The organism is Kitasatospora sp. NPDC059722 (assembly GCF_042733235.1).
In the GTDB taxonomy this organism is placed as follows: Bacteria; Actinomycetota; Actinomycetes; order Streptomycetales; family Streptomycetaceae; genus Kitasatospora.
Genome location: NZ_JBHWGD010000083.1, coordinates 20,307 through 26,164 on the forward strand (window position 1 = coordinate 20,307; position 5,858 = coordinate 26,164).

Sequence of the window (5,858 nt, forward strand, 5' to 3'; positions counted from 1 at the left end):
CCCGCGGCCCCCCCCCCGGGGGTGAGCCCGGAATCTGGCCCCCGCCCCCCCACCCCCCCCCCCCCGCGGGGGCGGGGCCCCGGGCCCGCCCCCCCGGGGCCCACGATGACTGTCCGTGACGGCCGGCGTGACCTCACGGCCCGTCCGCTCGTTCTCAACTCACATGCGAGCCAATCACGCCACCAGGCACCAGGAACCCGACCCCCTCGGCGCCACCGGCGCCCGGCGCTCGGCCGGCCGGTGGCTCCCCGGGCCCCGCGCCGTCGCGGCCGGCGGGGCACTGCTCGCACAGCTCTGGGGCATCGGCGCCACCGGCGCGTACGCGGCCACGACCGACCCCCTGCCCGCCCCCGCCGACACCGCCGTCCGACGCGCCCTGCACGGCACGCCAGCGCAGCACGACAAGGAGTCGGCCGAGCGCGCCGGCACTCCCGCGCGGACGCCCGCCTCGAACTCCCCCGGGCTCGTCGACGAGCTCACCGGCACCACCGGGGCCGCCAACGGCGGCCTGCAGGAACGCATCCGGGCCGGCGGCCTGCCGCTCCCCGGCCAGCGGGCGGCCGTACCCGACGCCTTCGCCCTGGCCTCCGGCCTGCTCGGCGCGGTGCCGCCCCAGGGCCGGCCCACCGCGACACCCGCGCCGCGCGAGGGCGGACCCGCCGGGTCCACGGCCACCCCCGGCGAGCACGGCGGGACGAGGTCCGCGCACCCCGCGGGTTCCGCACCGGCGGCGCGGAAGGCCGAACCGGCCGCCGCCGCACCCGAGCCCGCGGTGCCGTCGGGCACGGCCGCCGGACCCACGGCACCCGACGCCACCGCCGGCACCGGGCACACCGGACAGACGTCCACCGCGCCCTCGACCGGCGCTCCGGGAACGCCCTCGGCCATCGCGCTCGCCGACACGGCCACCGTGACGGCCGCCAAGGACGGCTCCGGCACGGCCACCGCCGTCCTCGCCCCCATCGCGGCCGGGCTCCTGCTCACGGGGGCGGCGATGTGGAAGCACCGCGGGCTGCCGCGGGGGCACTGACCCGACGGGGCCGGGCGGGCGGGATCCCTTGCCGGGAGGCCGAGTTCACGGCCCGGGTGGACGCACGCCGGGTCGAGCACGGCGGTGGGCGCAGCCGGGCCGGTGCGGCAGGCCGACGCGGCCGGGCGGGCGCGGTAGGCGCAGCCCGCCAGGCGCAGCCGAGCGGACGCTGCGGCGGGCGCGGTGGTCGCACCCCGCCAGGCGCAGCCGAGCGAACGCGGCGGGCCGGCGCGGTAGGCGCAGCCCGCCAGGCGCAGCCGAGCGGACACGGCCGGACCGGCGCAGCAGGCACAGCCGACGCGGCCGGGCCGGCGCGGTGGTCGCGGTCGGACAGACGCCGGGGGAACGGCTCGGCAAGGCACCTGCCACACGGCGAGCGCCCGCGCCGCGCCGCCCGTCAGCGGAAGACGCCCGCCGGCGGGGCCGGGGACGGGACGGCCGTGGCGTCCGTCACGGGAGCGGCCCCGGCGGTGAACGCGGCCAGGGGCCCGCCGTGTTCGACGCGGGCGAGGGCGGAGTCGGTGGCCACGCGCCGCGTGAGGTCGGCGACCGGGAGGGGGGCGTGGGCCGCGGCGAGGATCAGGTTGCCGAAGCGCTTGCCGCGCAGGACCGCCGGGTCGGCGACGAGGCAGAGCTCGGGGAAGACCGCGCCCAGCGTGGCGACCTGGGCGCGCGCGAACGGGAGGGCGGAGCCGTCGGCCATGTTGACCGCGTACCAGCCGCCGGGGGCGAGCGCGCGGGAGGCGAGCGTCGCGAACTCGACGGTGGTGCAGTGCGCCGGGGTCCGGGCGCCGGAGAAGACGTCGGTGATCACCAGGTCGACGCTGCCCTCCGGGGTGCGCTCCAGCACGCCGCGGGCGTCCCCGCCGCGGACCTTGATCTGCCAGCCGCGCTCCAGCGGGAGTTCGGCGCGGACCAGCTCGGTGAGCTCGGTGTCGATCTCGGCGACCTGCTGCCGGGAGCGGGGGCGGGTCGCCGCGACGTAGCGGGCGAGGGTGAGGGCGCCGCCGCCGAGGTGCAGGACGGTGAGCGGGCGGCCGGGCGGGGCGACGAGGTCTATCAGGTGGCCGAGCCGGCGCTGGTACTCGAAGCCGAGGTGGGTCGGGTCGGCGAGGTCGACCATCGACTGCGGGGCGCCGTCGATCAGCAGGGACCACGCGGCGGGGCGGTCCCGGTCCGGGCGGAGCTCGGCCAGGCCGGAGCCGACGGGACGGGTGAGCGGCCCCTGGGCGTGGAGGCGGCCGCCGGGCCCGGTGGTGTCGGGCTGCGGCTGCGCCGTCGCGCGGCCCCGGTCGGTGCCGCGCGCGGCCCTGCTGCTTCGTCCCATGACAGCCATTATCGGCGCAGGTCGATGGGACCACTCGAACTGGCGAACGCCCGCGGGCGTGCTGGGTGGATCCGGCCGGAGGAACGGACCGAGGGCCCGGCGGGATCCGCACGGCACGCCCGCTAGAACGGGCCGAGGCCGCCGGCGGTCAGCGTGCAGGCGGCCTCGCAGAGCGCGGAGCGGAGCACCCACGCGTCGGTGGGCCGGGTGGAGCCGTCGGTGGCGGTCGGGGGCATCACCCAGCGCGGATCGGCGACGGGCAGCAGCAGGGCGCCGGGCGTGCACGAGCTGCCGGGCAGGTGCCAGGTGTCACAGGTGCCGGCCGGTACGTAGAAGGAGACGGTGCTGCCGCTGCGGCTCTGCAGGACGGCCCCGCAGGCGCGGCGCAGGCGCAGGATGTCGACCGCCTCCAGTCCGTGCCGCACGGCGACCGTCACGGTGTCGTAGCCGGGGAGGACGGTGCCCTCGCCGACGGCCGGGCGGCGGCCGGGGCTCCTGCCCCCGCGGGGGGCGCGGCCGCCCTCGACCGGTCCCCGGCCGGGGATCCGGTCGTCGGCGGGATCGGGGAGCAGGGCGGGGGCGGCGCCGGCGAGCACACCTCCGACGGCAGGTCGGTACTGCGGCAGTCCGGTGGCCATCACGGGCCCTCCTGTCACCTCGTCGGATCGGAAGCCGGGCCGCCGGGAGGCCCCGGGCGGTCCGGGGAGGTGGGGGTGTCGCCGGAGCGGGCGGCGGGGCCGGGGGCGGCGGCCTGGGTTCCACGTACCAGCACAACGCCGCAACCGCGCCGCAGGCCACGGGGCGCCTTACAGCAAGGCATGGCATTTCATGGCGGATCTCGGCAACTGCGCCCGTTTCGCACCGGATTGACCACATATCGGGCGAGAACGCGCTGTGGCCGACCGGTGACTCCCGGTACTGTCGGTGGCGGGCCGGGGTGATCCGTTCGGAGCACCCGGACACCGCCCCCGCACCTCCACGGAGCGCACCATGGCAGCCACCCCACCGGCCGAGCCGACCCGCCCGTCACCCAACACCGTGATGCGCGCACTGCGCGGCGACCGCTCGCCCGGCGAGTTCGCCACCGCCGTGCGCCGCGCCGCCCGCGAGATCGGGGAGCACGTGTCCTGCGACGCCCGCTACGTCGGACGGGTCGAGTCCGGCGAGATCCGCTGTCCCAACTACGCCTACGAGCGCGTGTTCCGGCACATGTGGCCGGGCCGCTCGCTCACCGACCTCGGCTTCGCCCCCAGGACCGCCGTCCGCCGCCGCTCGGCGGACGGAGCCCGGGGCGACACGCCACCCCCGCTCCACCCACCGTTCCCGACCCTGCCCGCCCCGCGCTCGCCACTCTCCACCCAACTCCCGTACGCTGCCTCGCCGTACGCGGATCCGCCCGCCCCGGACGGCCCCCCGTGGCCGCTCTCCGCGGCGGTGCCCCGAGGGCCCGCCGGACCGCGCCTTCTCGACGAGGAGAACGACGACGTGCGTCGCCGTACGTTCCTGACCGGCGGCTCGGCCGCCCTGGCCACCGCGATCGGATTCGACCCGCCCGCCGCGGCCGCCCCCGGCGCCGGCCCGGGCGCCGGGGCCGGTGCCCTGGTGCCCGGCCGCAGCGCCCCGGTGCCGCTGCGCAAGGTCGGCGCCGCCGAGGTGCTGGGCGTGGAACAGGCCGTCCGGGACATCCGGCTCGCCGACGACGCGCACGGCGGCGACACCCTGTTCGAGCTGGCCGGGCAGTCGCTGAGGACGGCCTACGTGCTGCTCAACGAGGGCGAGTACAGCGCCGAGACGGAGCGCCGGCTGCAGGCCGGGGCCGGCGAACTCGCCATCTCCGTCGGCTGGCTGGCCCACGACTCCAACCGGCTCGCGGACGCCCGCTCGCTCTACGCCGAGGCGCTCGCCACCGCGCGGATGGCCGGCGACTCCGCCCTGGAGGCGCACGTCTTCTCCAACAGCGCCTTCCTCGCCCGGGACGCCGGCCGCCCCCGCGAGGCGCTGCGCGCCGCCCAGGCCGGGCAGGCGGCCGCCCGGCACCTCGACTCCGACCGGCTGCTGGCGCTGCTCGCCATGCGCGAGGCCGGCGGCTGGGCGCTCCTGCAGGACCGATCCGCCTGCGAGCGCGCGATCGCCCGTGCGTACACGCTGTTCGACCGCGGGCCCTGCGAGGCCGACCCGGAGTGGATGTCCTTCTTCGGCGAGGCCGAGATCGCCGGGCTCCAGTCCCAGTGCTGGTCCGCGCTCGGCGACTGGGACCGGGCCAGCGAGCAGGCCGGGCTCGCCATAACGCTCCAGGAGCCGCACTTCGTCCGCAACCGGGTGCTGTACACCGCCGAGCTCGCCCACGACCGGCTCGGCCGGGGCGACCTCGCGGGCGCCGCGCACCACGGCTCGGCCGCCGTGGCGCTGTTCGGCGAGGTCCGCTCCGCCCGGATCCGGAGCATGCTCGCGCACACCGCCGAACGGCTGCGGCCGCACGGCGCGGTGCCGGAGGTCGGCGGGTTCCTGGCCGCGTACGACGTCGCGACCGCCGCCTGAGCGGAGCCGGTCGGCGGTCCTTCGGTGGCCGGCGCCCAGGCCCTCCAGGTCAGCGGCCGGCGCCCAGGCCCTCCAGGTGGGAGAGGTCGTTCCACACCTCGACCGCGGGCGCGCCGTACTCCCAGGACAGGACGCACAGGGCCGCCGTGCCGAGCTTGAAGCGCTGGGCGAACTCGGGCGGCAGGCCGAGCCAGCGGGCGGTCAGGATCCGGAGCAGGTGCCCGTGGGCGAAGAGGACGACGTCCCGGTCGGCGCCGTGCATGACGGTGGTGTCCGTCTCCGGGACGCCGTGCTCGTCGTTGAGGCCGGCCAGGAAGGCGTCCACGCGGGCCGCCACCTCGGAGAGCTTCTCGCCGCCCGGCACGCCGTCGCGCCAGATCAGCCAGCCCGGGTGGTCGGTGGCCCGGATGTCGGCGCCGGTGCGGCCCTCGTACTGGCCGTAGTCCCATTCGAGGAGCTCGGGGCGGTCCACGGCGCGATCGCCGAAGCCGGCCAGGGCGCAGGTCTCCTTGGCCCGGCCGAGCGGGCTGGTGTAGACGAGCGCGTCCGGCAGCCCGTTCCAGGGCGCCTTGGCCAGCCGGGCACCGAGCGCCCGGGCCATCGCGCGGCCCTCCTCGGTGAGCGGGATGTCGGTGCGGCCGGTGTGACGGCCGGTGGCGGACCACTCGGTCTCGCCGTGGCGGACCAGCACGATACGGGCGGGCATGGGGGGCTCCTCGCGACGGGGCGGCGGCAACGGTCGGTCTCACCCTTGAGCACCGGGCTCCATGATCCCTCACCCGGACGGTGGACACGACGCGGGCCGGGAGCAGGGGCCGGAGCGGCGACGCGAACGCGAAGGGGGCGGGGGCCGGAGGGCACGGGAGGGCGCCGGACCCCGGCCCCGGGGGGGGGGGGGGCGGGCGCGGGGGCCCCCCCCCGCCCCCCCCCCCCCGGCGGAGCGGCGCGCCGGGGGCGGGGCGG

At 78.4% G+C, this 5,858-nt stretch carries 5 protein-coding genes; 2 read left to right on the forward strand and 3 right to left on the reverse strand.

Annotated elements, in window-relative coordinates; all coding sequences use genetic code 11:
• Positions 1–163 precede the first annotated feature (163 nt).
• On the forward strand, positions 164–1,030 hold the full coding sequence (locus ACFV4F_RS34760) for a hypothetical protein (protein ID WP_380508649.1): 867 nt from the start codon (positions 164–166) through the stop codon (positions 1,028–1,030).
• Between the two features lie 397 nt (positions 1,031–1,427).
• On the opposite strand, the gene ACFV4F_RS34765 is transcribed toward ACFV4F_RS34760, so the two are convergent.
• Positions 1,428–2,357, reverse strand: coding sequence for a spermidine synthase (locus ACFV4F_RS34765; protein ID WP_380508652.1), 930 nt, complete (start codon positions 2,355–2,357; stop codon positions 1,428–1,430).
• Positions 2,358–2,479: 122 nt separating this feature from the next.
• Positions 2,480–2,995, reverse strand: coding sequence for a hypothetical protein (locus tag ACFV4F_RS34770; protein ID WP_380445955.1), 516 nt, complete (start codon positions 2,993–2,995; stop codon positions 2,480–2,482).
• A gap of 352 nt (positions 2,996–3,347) precedes the next feature.
• Here ACFV4F_RS34770 and ACFV4F_RS34775 point away from each other — a divergent pair, with 352 nt between their 5' ends.
• Complete coding sequence (locus ACFV4F_RS34775) at positions 3,348–4,895, forward strand: tetratricopeptide repeat protein (RefSeq protein ID WP_380508655.1); 1,548 nt, start codon at positions 3,348–3,350, stop codon at positions 4,893–4,895.
• A 49-nt stretch (positions 4,896–4,944) separates the two neighbouring features.
• On the opposite strand, the gene ACFV4F_RS34780 is transcribed toward ACFV4F_RS34775, so the two are convergent.
• Positions 4,945–5,601, reverse strand: coding sequence for a histidine phosphatase family protein (locus ACFV4F_RS34780; protein ID WP_380508658.1), 657 nt, complete (start codon positions 5,599–5,601; stop codon positions 4,945–4,947).
• Positions 5,602–5,858: the final 257 nt, after the last annotated feature.